Source organism: Blautia sp. DFI.9.10, from assembly GCF_024461705.1.
GTDB lineage: Bacteria > Bacillota > Clostridia > Lachnospirales > Lachnospiraceae > Blautia_A > Blautia_A fusiformis.
On record NZ_JANGAA010000034.1, the window covers coordinates 1 to 20,061 of the forward strand.

General features: G+C 44.7%; 19 protein-coding genes, 1 tRNA gene and 1 riboswitch. Of the genes, 17 read left to right on the top strand and 3 right to left on the bottom strand.

Annotated elements, in window-relative coordinates; all coding sequences use genetic code 11:
• Positions 1-207: 207 nt before the first annotated feature.
• From NE671_RS14870 to NE671_RS14895, 6 genes are all read left to right on the top strand, one after another.
• A complete protein-coding gene (locus NE671_RS14870; protein WP_139148867.1) occupies positions 208-1,326 on the top strand; it encodes a fibronectin type III domain-containing protein in 1,119 nt (372 codons plus the stop codon).
• A 91-nt stretch (positions 1,327-1,417) separates the two neighbouring features.
• A riboswitch (TPP riboswitch) is annotated at positions 1,418-1,525 on the top strand.
• A gap of 248 nt (positions 1,526-1,773) precedes the next feature.
• On the top strand, positions 1,774-1,977 hold the full coding sequence (thiS, locus tag NE671_RS14875; RefSeq protein WP_015526603.1) for a sulfur carrier protein ThiS: 204 nt from the start codon (positions 1,774-1,776) through the stop codon (positions 1,975-1,977).
• Between the two features lie 163 nt (positions 1,978-2,140).
• On the top strand, positions 2,141-2,926 hold the full coding sequence (locus NE671_RS14880) for a thiazole synthase (protein ID WP_173740965.1): 786 nt from the start codon (positions 2,141-2,143) through the stop codon (positions 2,924-2,926).
• A 193-nt stretch (positions 2,927-3,119) separates the two neighbouring features.
• Positions 3,120-4,361, top strand: coding sequence for a 2-iminoacetate synthase ThiH (gene thiH, locus NE671_RS14885; protein WP_021650467.1), 1,242 nt, complete (start codon positions 3,120-3,122; stop codon positions 4,359-4,361).
• Positions 4,362-4,654: 293 nt separating this feature from the next.
• A complete protein-coding gene (locus tag NE671_RS14890) occupies positions 4,655-5,491 on the top strand; it encodes a hypothetical protein (RefSeq protein ID WP_173740964.1) in 837 nt (278 codons plus the stop codon).
• A gap of 255 nt (positions 5,492-5,746) precedes the next feature.
• Positions 5,747-6,763 (top strand): sulfate ABC transporter substrate-binding protein, encoded by a 1,017-nt coding sequence (locus NE671_RS14895; protein WP_118753314.1) that lies wholly within the window; start codon positions 5,747-5,749, stop codon positions 6,761-6,763.
• 104 nt (positions 6,764-6,867) lie between these two features.
• On the opposite strand, the gene NE671_RS14900 is transcribed toward NE671_RS14895, so the two are convergent.
• From NE671_RS14900 to NE671_RS14910, 3 genes are all read right to left on the bottom strand, one after another.
• The gene (locus NE671_RS14900) at positions 6,868-8,178 is read right to left on the bottom strand and encodes a hypothetical protein (RefSeq protein ID WP_173740963.1); all 1,311 of its coding nucleotides are present in this window, start codon (positions 8,176-8,178) and stop codon (positions 6,868-6,870) included.
• 199 nt (positions 8,179-8,377) lie between these two features.
• Positions 8,378-9,091, bottom strand: coding sequence for a response regulator transcription factor (locus NE671_RS14905; protein ID WP_173740126.1), 714 nt, complete (start codon positions 9,089-9,091; stop codon positions 8,378-8,380).
• The gene (locus tag NE671_RS14910; RefSeq protein WP_256164131.1) at positions 9,092-10,282 is read right to left on the bottom strand and encodes a sensor histidine kinase; all 1,191 of its coding nucleotides are present in this window, start codon (positions 10,280-10,282) and stop codon (positions 9,092-9,094) included.
• Between the two features lie 304 nt (positions 10,283-10,586).
• Between NE671_RS14910 and NE671_RS14915 the strand changes: the two genes are divergently transcribed.
• The 11 genes from NE671_RS14915 to NE671_RS14965 all read left to right on the top strand — a co-directional run bounded on the left by NE671_RS14915 (position 10,587) and on the right by NE671_RS14965 (position 19,808).
• Positions 10,587-11,825, top strand: a complete 1,239-nt coding sequence (locus NE671_RS14915) for an O-acetylhomoserine aminocarboxypropyltransferase/cysteine synthase family protein (RefSeq protein WP_173740966.1) — start codon at positions 10,587-10,589, stop codon at positions 11,823-11,825.
• Between the two features lie 40 nt (positions 11,826-11,865).
• A complete protein-coding gene (locus tag NE671_RS14920) occupies positions 11,866-12,729 on the top strand; it encodes a 4Fe-4S binding protein (protein ID WP_173740962.1) in 864 nt (287 codons plus the stop codon).
• Complete coding sequence (locus tag NE671_RS14925; RefSeq protein WP_015526613.1) at positions 12,722-12,967, top strand: sulfurtransferase TusA family protein; 246 nt, start codon at positions 12,722-12,724, stop codon at positions 12,965-12,967. Before NE671_RS14920 ends, NE671_RS14925 begins: the two co-directional genes overlap by 8 nt.
• A 12-nt stretch (positions 12,968-12,979) precedes the next feature.
• A complete protein-coding gene (thiS, locus tag NE671_RS14930; RefSeq protein ID WP_021650460.1) occupies positions 12,980-13,189 on the top strand; it encodes a sulfur carrier protein ThiS in 210 nt (69 codons plus the stop codon).
• On the top strand, positions 13,189-13,995 hold the full coding sequence (thiF, locus tag NE671_RS14935; protein WP_015526615.1) for a thiazole biosynthesis adenylyltransferase ThiF: 807 nt from the start codon (positions 13,189-13,191) through the stop codon (positions 13,993-13,995). The genes thiS (NE671_RS14930) and thiF overlap by 1 nt, the downstream gene beginning before the upstream one ends.
• A gap of 76 nt (positions 13,996-14,071) precedes the next feature.
• Positions 14,072-14,488: a M67 family metallopeptidase gene (locus tag NE671_RS14940; RefSeq protein WP_059086473.1), complete on the top strand. Its 417-nt coding sequence runs from the start codon at positions 14,072-14,074 to the stop codon at positions 14,486-14,488.
• Positions 14,489-14,493: 5 nt separating this feature from the next.
• Entirely contained in the window at positions 14,494-16,200 is a 1,707-nt protein-coding gene (locus tag NE671_RS14945) for an adenylyl-sulfate reductase subunit alpha (protein WP_173740961.1), read from the top strand.
• A complete protein-coding gene (locus NE671_RS14950; RefSeq protein WP_015526617.1) occupies positions 16,184-16,495 on the top strand; it encodes a 4Fe-4S dicluster domain-containing protein in 312 nt (103 codons plus the stop codon). Before NE671_RS14945 ends, NE671_RS14950 begins: the two co-directional genes overlap by 17 nt.
• Before the next feature lie 56 nt (positions 16,496-16,551).
• The gene (cysD, locus tag NE671_RS14955; RefSeq protein ID WP_173740960.1) at positions 16,552-17,454 is read left to right on the top strand and encodes a sulfate adenylyltransferase subunit CysD; all 903 of its coding nucleotides are present in this window, start codon (positions 16,552-16,554) and stop codon (positions 17,452-17,454) included.
• 1 nt (position 17,455) lies between these two features.
• Positions 17,456-19,141, top strand: a complete 1,686-nt coding sequence (locus tag NE671_RS14960; RefSeq protein WP_173740959.1) for a sulfate adenylyltransferase subunit 1 — start codon at positions 17,456-17,458, stop codon at positions 19,139-19,141.
• A 579-nt stretch (positions 19,142-19,720) separates the two neighbouring features.
• A tRNA-Ser gene (locus tag NE671_RS14965) sits at positions 19,721-19,808 on the top strand.
• Positions 19,809-20,061 lie beyond the last annotated feature (253 nt).

Consider the following 20,061-nt stretch of genomic DNA (forward strand, 5'->3'; position numbering starts at 1 on the left):
CCGTAAGGTGTTTGCCAATGCAGTAGTGGGAGAAGCAAGAATCCCCCTGCTTTAGTTGAGGGGAGTGTCAAGCCATTGTAGAAACTGCCGAATTTCACCGAAAGCCCTGATTCGGCGAAAAATATCATAGCAGGAATAATTTTTATAATGTATACTATATTTGTTAGGGAATCCAGATATACCACAAAGCAGAAAGGAAAAAAGCGTATGAGAAGAAATTGGAAAAAAGCTTTATGTGGCATTTTGACAGGTTTTATGCTTGCAACGGCGGCACCAGCTGCGGTTCCGGAGTTGATCAGTGCGACAGAAGTACAGGCGGCGATAAACGTAGCAACGCCGGCTATGTCTTCTATTAAGATCTCCGGCAGGAATAAGATTATTTTCAGCTGGAAACAGGTAAAAGGAGTTGCCGGATACCGGGTATATCGCAAGACCGGAAACAGCGGATGGAAAGCAGTAAAAACCCTCACAGGAAGCAAAAATGTTACGTTTACCGATACAAAAGTAAGTACCGGAGTAAGCTATACTTACACAGTGAGAGCTTACCGGAAATCCGGAAAAAATACGATCTGGAGTAGATATAATGAAAAAGGTCTGACAGCAATCGCAGGTCTGAATTATCTCACCCTGAATAAGACCAGCCTGACACTGGCATCGAAAAAAACTTATACACTGAAGATCAAAGGCACCAGTCTGAAACCGTCATGGAAGAGCAGCAACACAAATGTTGTCAAGATAACTTCTGTCGGAAAGATCACCGCGGTAAAAACAGGAACAGCGGTTATCACAGCGACTCTTGGTGGCAGAAAATTCACCTGCAAGGTTACTGTAAAGAATCCGACCTCGGCTAATACCAGATTGACGCAGAATTATAGCAAATTGAAAAAATACATCAGTCAGAAAGGCAAATATACTGAAGACGGAAATCAGTTTATAAATGTCAAAGTAGATAAAGAAAGTACTCTGATGATCGGTTATCTGAAGAAAGAAGATAAGATAGATATTGGGATGATGCTCTCTATGCCTTCAGATGGAATCCTTGCCGGACTGGATATTATCGGAAACTGTGTGAAATCTGATACGGTCAGTGTGAAGTCCGCCCTGTCTACAAATGAAGTCTTTCTGCTGGTGACTTCTTCTACAAAAGCATCTGCTTATAAAGGTCAGAATCTGACTTTCTTGTATACAAACGGAAAAAAAGCGATGACAGATCTGCAGGATTCTTCCAATATTATGATGAAAGCGACAATGAAAGTAGCAAATGATTATCTGAAAAAGAATTTAAATCTGACAATGAAAGATCTGGGATTCACTGCTTATAAATAAAAGTTACTGTTCACTCTGCAAATAAAACCGGCAAATAAAACCAAAATTTATTGTTCTTGACATGAAGCAGAATCGGAATTATACTAAACCATGTAAATAACAGGGGAGCTTGTGATGGCAGGCTGAGAGGAAGTCTTCAACTTCGACCCTTATACCTGATTTGGATAATGCCAACGTAGGAACGTATAAGATGAATTTACGGGAGATACTTTGGTGTATCTCCTTTTTTATTGGATGCGGATGTTTTTATCCGATTGAATACGTAAGATCAGGATTTACAGGGAAGGGATCAAGAGCGAATGCTTTTAACCCCGGTATCGACAATTGAATATTGGGAAATTTGAGAGTGAACTGAGTTCATGAAGGGGTGCACCACCGCGGGTGTATTTCTTTGTGAACTCTTTTTTATTGACGAATAGCTTTTGAAGTTTCCGGAAAGGAGAGATCATGATCACAGTAAATGGTGAAAGCAGAACATTGGAAAAGCCGGTGACAGTAACAGAATATCTGGAAGCATGTAACTATGTTCCGGTGCAGGTTGTAGTAGAGCTGAATGAAGAGATCATTAAGAGAGACACTTATGATACAACAGTACTGAAAGATGGCGATGTTGTGGAGATTCTGCAGTTTATGGGCGGCGGAAGCTGCTGATGTCGCTATAGAGATAAAATTAGGTATATATACCACGGCAGTAACTGACAGATAAGTTACTGAAAAAATGCAGATGAAGAATGATCTGGCAGAAGAAGGCGCTGGTTATAAATCGGTGGAGATATTTTCTGCAAACAGACATAAAGAAAGGTGGACATAAAAAATGGCAACAGCAAACACAAATGAAGACAAACTGATCCTGGGAGGCCATGAGTTTACTTCCCGTTTTATCCTTGGTTCCGGAAAATTTTCCCTGGAGCTTGTAAAAGCATGTATTGAAAAAGCAGGAACTCAGATCGTAACACTTGCCCTGCGTCGTGCAAATGAGGGTGGACTTGCGAACATTCTGGATTATATTCCGAAGGATGTTACGCTTCTTCCGAATACGTCCGGCGCCAGAAATGCAGAAGAGGCAGTCCGTATTGCAAGACTTTCCCGCGAGCTTGGCTGTGGAGATTTTGTAAAGATCGAAGTTATCCATGACTCCAAATATCTTCTTCCGGATAATTACGAGACCATCAAGGCAACAGAGATCCTTGCAAAAGAGGGCTTTGTAGTTATGCCATACATGTATCCGGATCTGAATGCAGCCAGAGATCTGGTGAATGCAGGAGCTGCCTGTGTAATGCCGCTTGGCTCTCCGATCGGTTCTAACAAAGGAATCTGTACAAAAGAATTCATCCAGATCCTTATCGACGAGATCGACCTTCCGATCATCGTGGACGCAGGAATCGGCCGCCCGTCACAGGCATGTGAGGCTATGGAAATGGGTGCTGCAGCAGTTATGGCAAATACAGCCATTGCAACTGCAGGAGACGTCCGTGTTATGGCGGAAGCCTTTAAGAAAGCTATTGAGGCAGGAAGAAGTGCATATCTTTCCGGTATGGGAAGAACTCTGGAGAGAGGTGCAAGTGCATCCTCACCGCTGACCGGATTTTTGCATGAGTAAAATAATGACAGTATATTGAAAGACTCGGAAATATACGGTTATTAAGGGGAAATCTGTGTAGCGAAAGCGGATTGCGAATATTCACTTGATGCAGATCAACCAGAGCAGAAAAGAAAACGAATGGCTAAAAACAGATACTGAAATATTACAAATTTGAAAATAATAAAAGTACGAGAGGAGCGACACAACAACAATGGCAGAAACAGTACAGGCCAGTCAGCAGGACGGCCATTTTAATGAAAGTATTGTAAATGAAGAAATTCTGGAAGATATGAAAAAGAACCGTATCGATCACATGAAGTACCTTCCGGATATGGAACAGCTGGAAGAATCTGATGTAATGGATCAGGTTATTTCCGCAATGAACGCATATGATTATGATAAGTACACAGAAGCGGATGTACGGAGAGCGCTTGTTCATGACAACCGTACACCGGAGGATTTTAAAGCACTGCTTTCACCGGCAGCGCTGCCTCTTCTGGAAGAAATCGCACAGGCTGCACGGATCGAAACAAGGAAACATTTTGGAAACAGTATCTGCATGTTTACACCGATCTACATTGCAAACTACTGTGAGAACTACTGTATTTACTGTGGATTTAATTGCCACAACAAGATCCGCCGCGCACAGCTGAATGCAGATGAGATCGAGAAAGAGATGGCAGCCATTGCAGAAACCGGACTCCAGGAGATCTTGATTCTTACCGGAGAGAGCAAAACGAAATCTAATGTGGAATATATCGGAAAGGCTTGTGAGATCGCCCGGAAATATTTCAAGGTAGTCGGTCTTGAGGTGTATCCGATGAATTCTGATGAGTACGCATATCTTCACAAATGCGGCGCAGATTATGTGACAGTTTTCCAGGAGACTTATAATTCTGATAAATACGAAACTCTGCATCTGGCAGGCCACAAGAGGATTTTTCCATACAGGTTAAATACACAGGAGCGTGCGTTAAAAGGCGGCATGCGAGGTGTTGGTTTTGCGGCACTTCTGGGACTGGATGATTTCCGCAAGGATGCTTTTGCAACGGGATATCATGCATATCTTCTGCAGAGAAAATATCCACACGCAGAGATCGCTTTTTCCTGCCCGAGACTTCGTCCGATCATCAACAACGACAGGATCAACCCGAAGGATGTACACGAACCGCAGCTTTTGCAGGTAGTTTGTGCATATCGTCTGTTTATGCCGTTTGCAAGTATTACTGTATCCACCAGAGAGTGTGAGCGTGTCCGTGACAATCTGGTGAATATCGCAGCAACCAAGATCTCTGCAGGTGTCAGCACCGGAATCGGAAGCCATGTGGATGATATTGAGGATAAAGGTGATGATCAGTTTGAGATTTCCGACGGAAGGTCTGTGGACGAAGTCTTCAACGCCCTGAAAGACCACGGACTGCAGCCAGTCATGAACGACTATATTTATCTGTGAAAACACGACAGAAGAGGATAACTTCTGTGGAATATGTGGAAAACCACCCACCCCGGAGAATGTTTCTCCGGGGTGGGTGTGGATAACCATAAAATAAAAACGGATAGAAAATAAAGGAAGAATTTGTCGGAAGAGTAATGATGATTTTTTAGTCCGGGTCTGATAAAATAAATATAACAAGGAGGACGATTAAGAATAATAAAATTCACATAAGATAAAGAGTCAGAGTAAAATTACAAAAGCATTTTCAAGGCACAGCCGATAACGATACTGAACTAAAAAAGAGGTGCCACATGGCAAATACAAAACATGAAGATGCTATTATGAAAATGGGATTTGATTATTTCCGTGATACGATCCTGAAAAGTCTTGGAATTGACTATGAATTTGTGAATCTTGGTCCTACAGAGCTGATAGAACTTACTATTCATTCTTTATATATGGATTTTACATTTCTGACTAAAGAAGGATTTTATATTCATATAGAATTCCAGACAACCGACAAGGGAGAAAATGATTTGCGCAGATTTCTTGCCTATGATGCGGTATATTCACATAAAACAGGAAAAAATGTTATAACCTATGTGATTTATTCAGGTGGAATCAAATCGGTTAAGACAGAATTGAATATGGGACTGTTTACATATCGGATACAACCGATATATCTCAAGGATAGAAATGCAGATGAGGTTTTTGAAAAAATACGACAAAAACAAGAAGACGGAACAGAGCTTACGGAAGAAGATTATGCAAGCCTATCGTTGACACCATTAATGTCTGGGAATATGAAGATTAAGGAAAAAATCAAAGAAGCAGTTATACTATCCAAAAAGAAACGTGGCCTAACAGCAGAAAAAACAATGGCAATGTTATATACTCTGGCAGATAAGTTTTTGGATAGTAAAGATCTGGATGAGATTAAGGAGGTTATATCTATGACAAGACTTGGACAGATGTTGTTGGATGAGGGAATGGAAAAAGGAATGAAAAAAGGAATGAAAAAAGGAATGGAGCAGGGACTGCTTTTGTCAAAAAAACTTCTGGAAGAGAACCGTACAGAAGACCTTGATAAGGCTATGAAAGATGAAAATTATATGAAAAAGCTGCTGGAAGAATTGAATATCAAATAAAAAATCACCAGAAATACTGTAAATACAAGGCTGATTACGTTTTCTGTAAATATTCTGAAATGGAAATTTTTATACGGAATCATATGTTTATTTACCGATTTCCGGGATTTTTCTGCTGTTTTTTAAGGTAGGAATACCAGGAATTTTGGATAGCATGAAAACGGTTTCCGATTCTATAGTTTTCATAAAGACTTACTCGTGTTTATAATAAGCCAACAACAAAAATAAAGGCAGAAAAACAGGAGGAAAAGTATTATGAAAAGAAAATGGAAATCAGCAACAGCAGCCCTTTTGGCAGCAGTAACCATCGGAAGTCTTACAGGAGCAACCGCTTATGCGGCGGACAGTGTCAGCATTACAAACGTATCCTATGACCCCACCAGAGAGCTCTATGAACAGTATAATAAGATCTTTCAGAAGCATTGGAAAGAAAAGACAGGGCAGGATGTGGACATCACACAATCCCACGGAGGCTCAGGAAAACAGGCACTTGAGGTTGCCAACGGACTGGAAGCAGATGTGGTAACACTGGCACTGGAGTATGATGTGGATGCGATCCAGGATGCAGGACTCATCGATGACGGATGGGTGGACGAATTTCCGGAGGACAGCGCTCCCTATACTTCGACGATTGTATTTCTTGTGAGAAAAGGAAATCCGAAGAACATCAAAGACTGGGACGATCTGGTAAAGAAAGACGTAGGTGTGATCACACCAAACCCGAAAACCTCCGGCGGAGCAAGATGGAACTATCTGGCAGCCTGGGCCTATGCAAAAGATAAATATAACGGAGACGAGGACAAAATTAAAGAATTCATCGGAGATCTTTACAAAAACGTACTTGTCCTGGACACCGGAGCCAGAGGCGCAACGACCTCTTTCGTGGAAAACGGACAGGGTGATGTACTGATCGCCTGGGAAAATGAAGCCTATCTTTCCGTAAAGGATTATCCGGACGATTACGAGATTGTAACACCAAGTATCAGCATCCTTGCACAGCCATCTGTAGCAGTAGTCGATAAAGTCGTAGACAAAAGAGGCACCAGAGATGTGGCAGAGGAATATCTGAATTATCTCTATTCCGATGAAGCACAGCGGATCGCCGGTGATAATTATTACCGTCCGTCAAACCAGGATATTCTGAAGGAATACTCCGATGTGTTTGACCTGGACATCAATCTTGTCACCATTGATGATTTTGGTGGATGGAAAAAGGCACAGGAAACACATTTCTCAGATGGAGGGATTTTTGATCAGATTTACGAAGGATAGACAGCAGAAGATATAGTCGGACACAATAACGCAAAGAAGCTGCAGAACAGTGAAAAAACAGAGTCTGCAGCTTCTTTTATGTAAATATTGTGAATCACAAGGGATCAGGCATGGCTTCCTTCGGTCAGGGAACAGCCGTCCATTATACGGATCCCGTTTATGACATCCAGATAAGTGTCATACATTTCCTTCCATTCATCAGAGACGTCCTTGGAGTACTGGCTGATGGTGGACAGAAGATCGTATTTTTTGCCGTCGACGGTTTCGATACGGCCGAGATAGCCCTGCCATACACTGTCCAGAGGCTGGTCTTCGCCATCGTAATATCTGGCTTCCAGAGTCAGTACAGGAACATCCTCATTGTAATAAGTCAGTTTATATCCACCATTTTCGGTTTCGGTTGTTTCATAATGGCAGAGATATTTCCAACGCTCCGGAGTGAGGACCTGGAAGTAATCCGTCATGGCCATATCCACACGCTCTGCGTAAACGAAATCTATGGATTTGATCAGCTCTGTGGCTTCCTTTTCGGCGGCCTTATCATAGGTGTCTGACGGAGTCAGGACAAAAAGTCCGAATGTATAATCGTCAGTCTGGCATACAAGAGCATCTACATTTTTTTCTTCTTCGTTGACTTCGGTTAAGTATTGATATTTCGTGGCAGGATAAGATTCAAAGGTAAGATCTTTTTTGGTGATGATCTCACCCTTTACCGGATAGTATTCTGCCAGAAAACCCTTCAGGGAAGAATCCGCCAGAGAGGAATTCGGTACTTTTAAAACAAAGGCAGTGCTTTTTCCGCCATTTACGGAACGCTGCTCGAAATAACCTTCTTTTTCGGGCATGGATTCTCTGATCGTATCATCGGCAGGGAATCCAACCCGCATATGAAGCTCGCCGCGCTTTTCCGATTCGGAGGAATCTTCCGTGTTTGTATCGGAAGAGGAATTTGGGTATGAAGAATCGGAATCCTGCGAGGAGGAGTTTCCACGGGTATCGGAGGATTCTTCTGAAGAATCTCCGGAGGAGGAATCAGTTTCAGAATCGGAATATTCCTGAAGATTGCCGTAGTCATCAATATAATATTTATCTCTGGAGCCAATATATGTGGTTCCGGTGGCATCTTCCAGCCACACACTGCCGTCCTCATAATAATAATGAGGCTCAAAATAACCGTCCTGTTCGGTCCAGCCTGCATCGTTGCCTTCCATCAGTTCACCGGAATCCGGGTCAGGGGCATAATTACCTTCCCCGATATATTCATCCTCGGAACCATTGCGGTACCAGTAATCTCCGTTTTCATCCTGCCAGATGTACTGACCGTCATCGGTTGGAGGGTCAGAAGCGAGGACCGGGACTGCAGATATGGAAAGAGCGATCGCGCCTGTTAAAAGAACTAAGATTTTTTTATGCATAGGCACCTCCTGATAAATTGCGCAGCAGTTAGCTGCTTACTATTCTTTGATCATAAATTTTTACAAATAAAAAAGATCTGTCTGTTAAGTACATTGTAACAGACAGATCCCGATATCCGGAAATGTGAAGAAAAAGAGACATTTACGGAAAGCTGCTTACAGATCTGGAAATATGCTATCCGATCGTGAAAAGGCCGGCTTACCGGCAGGTAAAAAGATATCCCTTTCCATAAACCGAGACAATGTCATACTCATCGGTATCTTCGGCACCGATCTTGGTCCGGAGGTTAAAGATATGCCGCCGTACCGTGCTGGTATCTGTTCCTGCACAGCTGCCCCATACCGCTTCGTAGAGCTCCTTTGCAGAAAAAATCTTCTCCTGGTTTTCTGCAAGGAGACGCAGCAGAGAGAATTCGGTCCGGGTAAGGCCTGTGTCGGCATTATTGAGATATGCATGGCCGTCCGAAAGATCCAGCCGCAGGCTGCCGATGGTGATCTGACGGGAGGACTGAAATTTTTCTTTTATTTTTTCTTCCATTCGTTTCTGGCGTTCCAGAAGCATCTGGATCACGGCCAGAAATTCATCGAAATTATAAGGTTTGGTGAGATAATAGTCGCCTCCCTGCTGAAGTCCTTCTACCCGATCCCGGATATCACTTTTTCCGGTGAGAAAAAGAACCGGATTCATGGCTTTTTCGCGGAAGCGGCGGCAGATATCCAGACCGTTTCCGTCCGGAAGCATAATGTCCAGGATAAGAAGATCCGGCAGCTGTTCTTCAAGCTGATGATAGGCTTCGGCGGCTGTCTGTGCAGTGTGGACATCGTAGCCACGGCGCCGCAGCATCCGGCAGTTGGTATTCAGCACCTGTTCTTCATCCTCGACCATAAGGATAAGTGATTTCTTTTCATTCATTTATGATTCCTCCTCCGGAAGTGAGAAGAACACCTGAGTTCCCTCGCCTTCTTTACTTTTCAGCCATATTTTGCCGCCATGGGCAGTGATGATCTGATGACAGACATAGAGGCCTATGCCGTGCCGCCAGTAATCCTTATCAGCGGAAATATAACCCTTGAGTGCGTTTTTTCGCATTTCTTCTGACATGCCGGTTCCGGTGTCGGAGACGCAGATGGTCTGCCAGCCCGGTTCGCCGGTAAGAGAAATGGTGATGGTTCCGTTTTGGGTGTGACGCTCTGCATTGGAGATCAGATTGGTGACAACCTGGATCAGCCGTTCCGGATCAGCAGAGATTTCCGGGAGTCCGGATTGTGTCGTAAGGACCAGCTGATTGTTCTTTAAGCTTGGATGACTGCAGTAGTCTTTTTTTACAGAATACAAAAGACCGGACAGATCTGATGGGACAAGGGAAAGGGCAAGTCGTCCCTGCTCAATGGAAACCGTATCCATCAGATCCAGCACGATCCGGTCGATCCGCATTACCGACTGTTCAATGGTGCGGAGATTTTCCTGCATAAGAGAGAAATCCAGAGGCTCTTCCTCAAGGAGCTCGGAGGTGTCCCGCGCGTGGAGGGAAATGGAACTCAGAGGATTTTTAATCTCATGGGCAACGGTGGTCAGGAAGGTGGACTTGGCATTATCAAGGGAGCGCAGTCGCAGATTCTGTTCCTCCAGAAGGAGCTGCTGCTGGTTATATTCCTTCAGATGAAAATAGAGAACACTGCCGCAGACAATACTTACAGAGACAAACGCCAGAAGGATATCTGCCAGCCGGTCTGCTTCCGTGGCAAAAGGAGTTACAGTGTCCGGGAAATGGTATGCAACCAGACACAGTCCCATATAAAGGAGGATCTCCAGCAGGGAAACGATCAGAGCGCGTCTTTTTTCCAGCATCAGCACGGTAAAAATAATAGCAAACACAAAGAATGCCGGCATGCCGCCACGATAACCGCCGCTGGTAAAAAACATCACCGGAAAAACGAGCAGAAAGATCACGACAATGGTGATCAGGTAGCAGCGCTGATATTTTCCACTGTAATAGGAATAAAGAAAAAGCCCTCCGGAGATTGCAACCAGCGCAAAATTGATCAGTACATTTCCCCAGGAACCGGTCCCGAGACTGAGAAAGGCCATGATCAGGCTGATCACAGTACCTCCCAAGGCGAGGATGTTGAACAGCCGCACGCGGAAATCCAGGGTGGGACTGAATAAAGAGTGAAAAATATTCCGGAGCTTCGGGTTTATATTGATAGGGATCACCTCCTGTTCTTAATGTAGGTTTGTATGCCTGCGGGCATCTTTCTTTTGGTGCTGTGATTATCGTAACTGCTATAATTGTATCATGCTGTCGTATAGTTGTGTACACAAAAAAATACATTTAATCCCATTTTCCTATTGACATACTATGAATAGTAGGTTAATATAAGTGTCAACAAAAGAAAGGGAAGAGGCTATGAACGAATACGGCTTTAATACAGGGCTGCTCCACGGCACCAACGAGAAATATCCGCAGGGTGCAACACAGGTTCCAATCTATCAGAGCAGCGCATTCCGACATGACAGCGCGGAAGACCTGGAGAAAATTTTTGACAATAAAAAAATGGGCTTCTCCTATACAAGGATCAACAATCCTACGGTAGAGTCCTTTGAGAAGAGAGTGACCATGCTGGAGGATGGGATCGGCAGTGTGGCCTGTGCATCCGGAATGGCAGCGCTGACCAATGCGTTTCTGAACATTCTTCAGGCGGGAGATGAGATCGTGGCAGCCTGCGGACTGTATGGCGGAACTGTGGAATTGTTCGATGATCTGAAGCCTTTCGGGATTTCCGTAAAATATGTGAAAGAGAATAAGCCGGAAGCTTTTGAGGCAGAGATCACAGAGAAGACGCGACTTGTTTTTGCGGAGACCATTGGCAACCCCAAGCTGGATGTTACCGATATCCAGACAGTTGCGGAAGTGGCACATAAGCATGACGTACCGCTGATCGTAGACAACACGGTGGCAACCCCGTATCTGATCCAGCCACTGAAGCTTGGAGCTGACATTGTGGTTCATTCCTCTTCCAAATATATCAATGGAAGCAGCGATGCCATCAGCGGTATTCTTGTCTGTGGTAAGGGTCTGAAATGGGACCCTGACCGATATCCGGGACTTGTTCCATACCGGAAATTCGGACCATTTGCATACATCGCCAAGCTTAGAAACGGACTTTTCCGGAACACTGGCGCGTGTCTTGCTCCGCAGAATGCTTTCCTTAATAACCTGGGACTGGAAACCCTGGGACTTCGAATGCAGAGACAGTGTGACAATGCACTGGAGCTTGCGAGATTTTTACAGGGCCTGGGTGGTGACATTGAAGTAAATTATCCGGGACTGGAAGAAAGCCCTTATCACGAAATTGCGGAAAAGCAGTTCAGGAATGGCTACGGAGCTATCGTAACTGTAAGAACCGGAAGCAAGGAGAAGGCTTTTTCCATTATTAATTCATTGAAGATCCCGCTGATCATCTCCAATATCGGAGATACGAAGACCCTGGTGATCCATCCGGAATCCACCATCGCGGCACACATCTCCGACGAAGAGAAGTTGCAGTCCGGAGTATTCGAGGATCTGATCCGTATCAGTGTGGGAATTGAAGATGTTGAAGATTTAAAAGAAGATTTCAAACAAGCGATAGAAAATAACCGATAAAATCTAAGAGCTGCACCAGCAGAGAAATGGAGAGTTCGTTATGGCAAAAGTAGATTACGCTACATTAAAAAAAGGTGGTTTCATGAGACAGAAGCAGAAAAATAATTTTTCTCTTCGTCTTGCCTGTGTAGGCGGTACATTTACCGCAGAAAACCTTAAGAAGATCGCAGAGGTAGCTGAGAAATACGGGGACGGATATGTACATCTTACTTCCAGACAGGGAGTTGAGATCCCGTTCATTAAATTAGATGATATTGATGATGTAAAGGATGATCTTGCAAAAGGCGGATGCAAGCCTGGTGTCTGCGGACCGAGAGTCCGTACAGTTACAGCCTGCCAGGGCAACGCTGTCTGTCCAAGCGGAAATATCAACAGCTATGACATTGCGGTGAAATTAAATGAAAGATATTTCGGAAGAGAGCTTCCTCATAAATTCAAATTCGGTGTTACCGGATGCCAGAACAACTGTCTGAAAGCAGAGGAGAACGATGTTGGGATCAAGGGAGCAGCACAGGTCAGCTGGAAAGAGGACGCATGTATCCACTGTGGTGTCTGCGAAAAGGCCTGCAGAGAAAACGCTATCTCCTTTGAGGATGACAAGCTGGTGATCGACACAGAGAAATGCAACTACTGCGGCAGATGTGCAAAATCCTGTCCGGTGGATGCATGGGATGTAAACGAAGCATATATCGTTTCCTTTGGCGGAACGTTTGGAAATCACATCAGCAAGGGACAGGAATTCCTTCCGCTGATCACCTCTGAGGAGCAGCTTTTCAGAGTGACCGATGCAGCGATCCAGTTCTTTGATGATCATGCAAATCCGGGAGAGCGTTTTAAATTTACCATCGACCGGGTAGGCGCTGAAAAACTTCAGGAGGTTTTGAAAGGAGCATACAATGGCTGATATTAAGATTGATGATACAGTAGATATTACCGATGTGGTCTGCCCGGTAACTTTTGTAAAAGCAAAAGTAGCTCTGGAAGAGCTGGACGACGGACAGATCCTTGCAATTAAGATGAATGACGGCGAGCCGGTACAGAATGTACCCAGAAGCGTGAAGGAAGAAGGACATCAGATCCTGAAGCTCGAGGACAACGAAGACGGAACTTATACACTGATCGTAAGAAAAGTTGAAGAATAGGAGAACAGAGAAATGACAATCACAGTTGCAGGAAATAAAAAAGAGTACGAAGACGGACTGAAGCTTACAGAGCTTATTGAGAAAGAGGATATTGAAAGTCCTGAGTATGTAACCGTAACTATCAACGATGAATTCATCAGCAAGGCAGACGTTCCGGAAACAGAGGTAAAGGACGGCGACGTTGTTGAGTTCCTGTACTACATGGGAGGAGGCGCAAGATAATGGCTTTTACAAATGAGCAGCTTGAGCGGTACTCCCGCCATATCATCCTGAAAGAGGTTGGAGTAAAAGGTCAGAAAAAGCTTCTGAATGCCAAGGTTCTGATCATCGGAGCCGGCGGACTTGGAGCACCGGCAGCCCTTTACCTTGCAGCAGCAGGTGTGGGAACCATCGGGATCGCGGATGCAGATGAGGTAGATCTTTCCAATCTTCAGCGACAGGTCATCCACACAACTGCAGATGTCGGCAAACTGAAGGTAGAGTCTGCGGCTGAGACCATGAAAGCAATCAACCCGGACGTTACTGTAAATACATATCATACCTTTGTAGATTCCAGCAACATCATGGATCTGATCAAAGATTACGATTTCATTCTTGACGGAACAGACAACTTTCCTGCAAAATTCCTGATCAACGATGCCTGTGTAATGGCCGAGAAACCGTTTTCACATGCAGGGATCATCCGTTTCCAGGGACAGCTGATGACTTACGTTCCGGGACAGGGCCCATGCTACAGATGTGCGTTCCAGAGCCCGCCGCCAAAGGATGCCGTACCGACCTGTAAGCAGGCTGGCGTGATCGGAGCCATGGGCGGAGTGATCGGAAGCCTTCAGGCAATGGAAGCCATCAAGTACATCATCGGACAGGGTGATCTTCTTACAGGAAGACTTCTTACCTACGATGCGCTGAAGATGACATTCCGTACCGTGAAGCTTCCGAAGAATCATCATTGCCCGGTATGCGGCGATGATCCGACGATTACAGAACTGATCGATTATGAGCAGGCTGTGTGTGAGCTGAAGCACTGATAATATAGAAGGCAAAAGTGTCTGCTGGTGCAGGCAGTATAAATAAGTATAGAAACCCATTGGAGGCTGCGAAGAAATGCTGAAATTAAAAAAAGAAGATTACGAGAAAATATTAGACCACTGCAGAAAAGGACTTCCCAATGAGTCCTGCGGCCTTCTGGGCGGGACCATTGAGGACGATGTAAAAACCATCGAGAAGGTGTATCTGCTGACAAATATCGATGAAAGCAACGAACACTTTTCCATGGACCCGAAGGAACAGCTGAGCGCGATCAAGGATATCCGTCAGAACGGATATCAGATGATCGGAAACTTTCATTCTCATCCGGAGTCTCCGTCAAGGCCTTCCGAAGAAGATAAACGACTTGCATTTGACCCGAACATCGAATATCTGATTCTCTCTCTTATGGATGCAGAAAATCCGGTGTTGAAGGCCTTTGGCGTAGATAAAGAGAAAAATGTAACTGTACATGAGCTTCAGATAACAGAGTGATGAGTATGAAAAACAGATTAAACACAAAGGAAATTACAACAGATGTGCTGATCATAGGCGGAGGTACCGCAGGCTGCTATGCGGCGCTGGTTCTCTCAGAACAGAAAGCCGGCAGGGTACTGATCGCAGAAAAAGCAAATATCAGACGAAGCGGCTGTCTGGCAGCAGGTGTTAATGCAATCAATGCCTACATTGTAAAAGGCCGCAAGCCGCAGGATTATGTAGATTATGCAACAAAGGATGCCGCCGGGATCGTAAGGCAGGACCTTCTTCTTACAGCAGCGGAGAATTTCAACGAAGTTACTGCAAAGATGGAAAAGCTTGGGCTTGTGATCCTGAAGGATGAAAATGGTGATTATGTAGCCAGAGGAAATCGTAACATCAAGATCAACGGTGAAAATTTTAAACCACTTCTTGCTAATGCAGTTCATAAAGCTGAGAACGTAGACGTTCTGAATTATGTAAATATCACAGACCTTCTTGTAAAAGACGGACAGGTTTACGGAGCGGTTGGTTTCTCTATTATGGAAGAAACCGCATACATTATCCGGGCAAAGGCAGTTCTTGCTGCAACAGGCGGAGCGGCCGGACTTTATAAGCCGAACAATCCGGGATTTTCCAGACATAAGATGTGGTATCCGCCGTTTAACACAGGTGCCGGATATGCAATGGGAATCCTGGCAGGTGCGGAGATGACGTCCTTTGAGATGCGTTTTATCGCACTTCGCTGCAAGGATACCATTGCTCCTACGGGAACCATCGCACAGGGTATCGGCGCAAAACAGATCAATGCAGCTGGCGAGATCTATGAGACAAAATACGGACTGACCACAAGCGAGCGAGTTTACGGAACAGTCCGGGAAAACCAGCTTGGCCATGGCCCGTGTTACCTGAAGACTACAGGGATCACGAAGGAACAGGATGAAGATCTTCTGAAGGCTTATCTCAACATGGCACCGAGCCAGACTCTGAAATGGATCGAAAGCGGAAAGAGCCCCAGCGAGCAGGATGTGGAGATCCAGGGAACAGAGCCGTATATCGTAGGCGGTCATACAGCCAGCGGCTACTGGGTAAATACAGGCCGTGAGACCACGGTGAAAGGTCTTTATGCAGCTGGTGATGTTGCAGGTGGATGTCCGCAGAAATATGTAACAGGAGCTCTTGCAGAAGGAAAGCTTGCAGCATTGGATATGGTGAAACAGTTTAAGGCCGGAACTTTGAAGGAAGCAGATATTCAGACTGAGACAGAGATTAAGGTTCAGGAAGGGGAAATTCTTTCTCAGTACGAAAAGTTCCGAAATGAAGACGCACCGGCATTTTCCGTGGAAGAGCTGGAAGAGGCTATGCAGAAAGTCATGGATGAATATGCGGGAGGAATTGCTTCTAATTATCAGTTTAATGAGAAGCAGCTTGCTCTTGCAGATGAAAAAATCCTTCAGCTTCAGGCTCTTGCCGAAAAAACAGCGGCAGCAGATATGCATGAGCTGATGTTTGCATACGAACTTCGTGAGCGTCTCATTGTGTGCCGTTCACTGATCGCTCATCTGAAAAACCGCAAAGAGACCAGATGGCATTCTTTTAACGAAAATCTGGATCATCCGGAAACAGATGAGAAATTTTATAAATATGTAAATTCGAAACTGGAAAACGGCGAGATCAGGATGATTTTTCGCGACATTGTAAAGGAGGACACATATGAGCATACGAATTGATCAGAAAAAATGTGTTGGCTGCAGAAAATGCAGTGAAGTATGTCCGGGAACCCTGATCGTCATGGAAGACAAAAAAGCCGTGATGAAATATCCGAAAAACTGCTGGGGCTGCGTTTCCTGTGTAAAGGAATGTAAAGCCGGTGCCATCGACTTTTTCCTTGGTGCGGATATCGGCGGGAACGGAAGTATCATGAATGTAAAAAGCGAAGGGGATATCCTTCATTGGATCATTACAAAAACGGACGGTTCTACATCCGTGATCGATGTGGATCGACGGAATTCGAATAAATATTAGACCAGAAGATAAGTGCTGCCGGTTCTGGCGGCCGGAACAGGAGGATGAGATCAGATATGAGTGGATTATCACATTTGGATGAGCTGGAAGCAGAGGCAATTTATATCATCCGTGAAGTTGCAGCAGAGTGCGAGAAGCCGGTAATGCTTTATTCTATAGGAAAAGACAGTTCTGTAATGCTTCATCTTGCAATGAAGGCTTTTTATCCGGAGAAACCGCCATTTCCGTTTCTTCACGTAAATACAACATGGAAATTTAAAGAGATGATCGAGTTCCGTGACAAAACCGCGAAAGATCTGGGAATCGAAATGCTTGAGTACATTAATCAGGATGGTTTGAAGCAGGGTATCAATCCTTTTGACAGCGGTTCCGCATACACAGATATCATGAAAACGCAAGCACTGAAGCAGGCTCTTAAGAAATATGGTTTCACAGCTGCTTTTGGCGGCGGTCGTCGTGACGAGGAGAAAAGCCGTGCAAAAGAGCGTATCTTCTCCTTCCGTAATGCAGAGCAGGCCTGGGATCCGAAGAACCAGCGTCCGGAGATGTGGAAGCTTTATAATACGGAGATCAATAAAGGCGAAAGCATCCGTGTTTTCCCGATTTCCAACTGGACTGAGACGGATATCTGGCAGTATATTAAGAGAGAAAATATCCCGATCGTTCCTCTTTATTTTGCAAAAGAGCGTCCGGTTGTATACAGAGACGGCAACATTATCATGGTGGATGACGACAGAATGCGCCTGAACCCGGGTGAGGAGCCGCAGATGAAAAAGGTCCGTTTCCGTACTCTTGGATGCTATCCTCTGACAGGTGGTATCGAGTCTGACGCGGAGACACTGGACGAGATCATTGACGAGACCTTAAGCTCTGTGGAATCTGAGAGAACCACACGTGTTATTGATTCCGACGGCGGAGCTGCAAGTATGGAAAAAAGAAAGAGAGAGGGGTACTTCTAGGATGAGCGGATTACTGAAATTTATCACTTGCGGAAGTGTAGATGATGGAAAATCTACACTGATCGGTCATATTCTTTATGATTCCAAGCTTTTATATGCGGACCAGGAAAAAGCCCTTCTTCTGGACAGCAAGGTAGGTTCCAGAGGTGGTGCCATTGATTATTCTCTTCTTCTGGATGGCCTGATGGCAGAACGTGAGCAGGGAATCACCATTGATGTTGCGTATCGTTATTTTACAACCGATAAAAGAAGCTTTATCGTTGCGGATACTCCCGGACATGAGGAGTATACAAGGAACATGGCGGTTGGAGCTTCCTTTGCTCAGCTTTCCATTATTCTTGTGGATGCGAAGCAGGGGGTTCTGGTGCAGACAAGGCGTCATGCACGTATCTGCGCTCTGATGGGTATCCATCATTTTGTATTTGCTGTTAACAAAATGGATCTTGTTGATTACAGTGAGAGCCGTTTTAATGAGATCGTAAAGGATATCAATGAGCTTTCTGAGACTCTGGGGCTTCAGGATGTTGTGATCATTCCTGTCAGTGCTACAGAGGGTGATAACGTAACGAAGAAGTCTCCGAATATGCCCTGGTATACGGGGAAAGCTCTTCTGGAGCATCTTGAGACTGTGGATGTTTCAGAGGCTGAGAATGTCAGCGAATTTTATCTGCCTGTTCAGCGTGTTTCTCGTCCAAATTATGAATTTCGCGGTTTCCAGGGCCAGATCGAGAGTGGCCGGGTTCATGTAGGCGATATCATCACAACGCTCCCAAGCAACGAGACAGCGGCTGTTAAGACGATCCTGGTGGGCAGTGACAACCGTGAGGAGGCTGTTGCTGGTCAGGCTGTTACGATCCAGTTGGATAAAGAAGTGGATGTCAGCCGTGGTTGTGTTCTTACCAATAATAATGAGATTCCGGTGGCTAAAGGTTTCGAGGCTACTCTTCTCTGGATGGATGATTCCAGGCTTGAAGTGGGCAAGGAGTATCTTGTGAAGGTTGGTACGAAGAAGATTTCTGGTGTGGTTAAAAGTATCGAGTTTAAGACGGATGTGAATACCGGGGAGCATCTGCATGCGGATACGATCGAGAAGAATGAGATCGCTCTTTGCAAAATCGGTCTTTCGGATAAGGTTGTGCTGGATGAGTTTAAGAGGAATAAGACTCTTGGTGAGCTGATCCTGATCGACCGTGTGAGTCATATGACTTCTGCATGTGGTGTTGTGGAAGCGGTTGATACTGAGGGGGAGAAGCCTTATTTCCAGAAGGATGATGTGAAGGTTGGCGGTTATGTTTTTGAGGAGTTTTATTTTAACCTTGAGAATGCGCTGCTTTCCAAGGCGGATAAAGAGGTTAAGACTTATCATGTAGGGGATGTGGTGCCTGTTGAGGGTGACAGCTTTGAGTATCCGGGCTATTTTGATATTGTTTCTCTGGAGGATAGCGCGGCTGTTCTGATTCGTGATAAGAGGGTGCAGGATATTATTCCGCTGGAGGAGTATGTGTTTATGGGGCTTCCTGTTGTGGATGAGAGAGGTTTTGCCCTGGAGATCCGCAGTAATGATGATTATCAGATGTTTTTGAGGGAGTTTGAGGCTGCTGATAATAAGTCGGAGTTTCATAATAAGTGGTTTAAGTTTGAGACTTACAGGAGGATTGTCTGCACGGATAATTTCTGGATGATCTGATCTGACCGGATTTGACCTTACCGGATTGGGTGGCGGATGTGGATTGGATTATACGTTTGAAGTTGATCGGGTGAGGGACAGGTTGTGATTGTGAGTGGTTGTCTGAGTGAAAGATTATATCAGATTATGTCAATGAGACGGAACGGACGCCGAGGCTCAGGATACTGTCCGGTCTGCGGCTTCGTCGGGGGCTGGCTTCTAAGACGCCGGAAATCTGCTAAAACCGCTGAAAAAAATCCAGAACTCGCTCCTGCATCGCTCAAACAGCTGGATTTTTTCCAGCAACGCAGATTCCCGCCGTCTAAGAAGCGCACCCCTCCTGCAGAGGCAGAGCCAGACAGTATCCTGAGCCTCGGCTGTGCATTCAGGCCGGAAAGGAGAAAAATCCTGTAGGCAATAAACAATAGTATACATCCTTTGTTATCCCCAATCTATCGCAATACAATAAAATTAATGTAAAAAAATAAAAAAAGGTGTTGACAAACAATAGTGTATTCCGCTATAATTAACCATGCGTTTCGGATGAAAACACAGAAGAAATGCACTCCAATTTAATAAGAAATTATAAGTTCGGAGTCTGGAGAAGTACTCAAGAGGCCGAAGAGGTGCCCCTGCTAAGGGTATAGGTCGCTAACGCGGCGCGAGGGTTCAAATCCCTCCTTCTCCGTTATTTTTTTGAAAAAAAATAAATTTTTCAAAAAAATAAAAAACTTGTTGACAAACGCTTGCGGATGTGATAAAGTAAACAAGCTGTCAGCGAGACAGGAAATCATCAAAAAAGAGTTTGAAAAAAGTTGAAAAAAGTACTTGACAAACGAATTGAGATGAGATAAAATAAACGAGCTGTCTGAGAGACAGACACAAAAAACCTTGATAACTAAACAGTGAAACACATACGATTCTCGAAAATTTCTTTACAT

What these genes read in the sequence shown, in the direction of transcription:
- NE671_RS14870 (WP_139148867.1), top strand. Translation starts at nt 208, where the DNA reads ATGAGAAGAAATTGGAAAAAAGCTTTATGTGGCATTTTGACAGGTTTT.
- thiS (WP_015526603.1), top strand. Translation starts at nt 1,774, where the DNA reads ATGATCACAGTAAATGGTGAAAGCAGAACATTGGAAAAGCCGGTGACA.
- NE671_RS14880 (WP_173740965.1), top strand. Translation starts at nt 2,141, where the DNA reads ATGGCAACAGCAAACACAAATGAAGACAAACTGATCCTGGGAGGCCAT.
- thiH (WP_021650467.1), top strand. Translation starts at nt 3,120, where the DNA reads ATGGCAGAAACAGTACAGGCCAGTCAGCAGGACGGCCATTTTAATGAA.
- NE671_RS14890 (WP_173740964.1), top strand. Translation starts at nt 4,655, where the DNA reads ATGGCAAATACAAAACATGAAGATGCTATTATGAAAATGGGATTTGAT.
- NE671_RS14895 (WP_118753314.1), top strand. Translation starts at nt 5,747, where the DNA reads ATGAAAAGAAAATGGAAATCAGCAACAGCAGCCCTTTTGGCAGCAGTA.
- NE671_RS14900 (WP_173740963.1), bottom strand. Translation starts at nt 8,178, where the DNA reads ATGCATAAAAAAATCTTAGTTCTTTTAACAGGCGCGATCGCTCTTTCC.
- NE671_RS14905 (WP_173740126.1), bottom strand. Translation starts at nt 9,091, where the DNA reads ATGAATGAAAAGAAATCACTTATCCTTATGGTCGAGGATGAAGAACAG.
- NE671_RS14915 (WP_173740966.1), top strand. Translation starts at nt 10,587, where the DNA reads ATGAACGAATACGGCTTTAATACAGGGCTGCTCCACGGCACCAACGAG.
- NE671_RS14920 (WP_173740962.1), top strand. Translation starts at nt 11,866, where the DNA reads ATGGCAAAAGTAGATTACGCTACATTAAAAAAAGGTGGTTTCATGAGA.
- NE671_RS14925 (WP_015526613.1), top strand. Translation starts at nt 12,722, where the DNA reads ATGGCTGATATTAAGATTGATGATACAGTAGATATTACCGATGTGGTC.
- thiS (WP_021650460.1), top strand. Translation starts at nt 12,980, where the DNA reads ATGACAATCACAGTTGCAGGAAATAAAAAAGAGTACGAAGACGGACTG.
- thiF (WP_015526615.1), top strand. Translation starts at nt 13,189, where the DNA reads ATGGCTTTTACAAATGAGCAGCTTGAGCGGTACTCCCGCCATATCATC.
- NE671_RS14940 (WP_059086473.1), top strand. Translation starts at nt 14,072, where the DNA reads ATGCTGAAATTAAAAAAAGAAGATTACGAGAAAATATTAGACCACTGC.
- NE671_RS14945 (WP_173740961.1), top strand. Translation starts at nt 14,494, where the DNA reads ATGAAAAACAGATTAAACACAAAGGAAATTACAACAGATGTGCTGATC.
- NE671_RS14950 (WP_015526617.1), top strand. Translation starts at nt 16,184, where the DNA reads ATGAGCATACGAATTGATCAGAAAAAATGTGTTGGCTGCAGAAAATGC.
- cysD (WP_173740960.1), top strand. Translation starts at nt 16,552, where the DNA reads ATGAGTGGATTATCACATTTGGATGAGCTGGAAGCAGAGGCAATTTAT.
- NE671_RS14960 (WP_173740959.1), top strand. Translation starts at nt 17,456, where the DNA reads ATGAGCGGATTACTGAAATTTATCACTTGCGGAAGTGTAGATGATGGA.